This window comes from Yokenella regensburgei ATCC 49455 (assembly GCF_000735455.1).
Classification (GTDB): domain Bacteria; phylum Pseudomonadota; class Gammaproteobacteria; order Enterobacterales; family Enterobacteriaceae; genus Yokenella; species Yokenella regensburgei.
The window spans coordinates 1-292 of the sequence record NZ_JMPS01000052.1; the positions used below are offsets into that span (position 1 = coordinate 1).

1 pseudogene is annotated in these 292 nt (G+C 51.7%); it reads right to left on the minus strand.

Going from position 1 to position 292, the window contains the following annotated elements:
- A pseudogene (sufC, locus tag GYRE_RS14315) lies at nucleotides 1-292 on the minus strand (Fe-S cluster assembly ATPase SufC); the annotation flags it as partial.

Consider the following 292-nt stretch of genomic DNA (forward strand, 5'->3'; position numbering starts at 1 on the left):
CCGAGAAGCCCACGTTCACCGAACGGGTCAGCAGATCTTCCGGCATTTTCAGCAGTTTTGATTTTATCTTCCATCAGATCCTGAAAATCGAAGCGATCGAGCGCCTCCAGGCCCCGATACTGACGCACCGCGTTAAGCGCCGTTTGCAGGAAGAACTGGTTGCTGACGCCTGGGATCTCCACTGGATACTGAAAAGCCATGAAGATCCCTTCACCGGCCCGGTCTTCCGGTGACAATTCAAGTAAATCTTTACCGTGAAACTCTACCGTTCCACCGGTCACTTCATAATCTT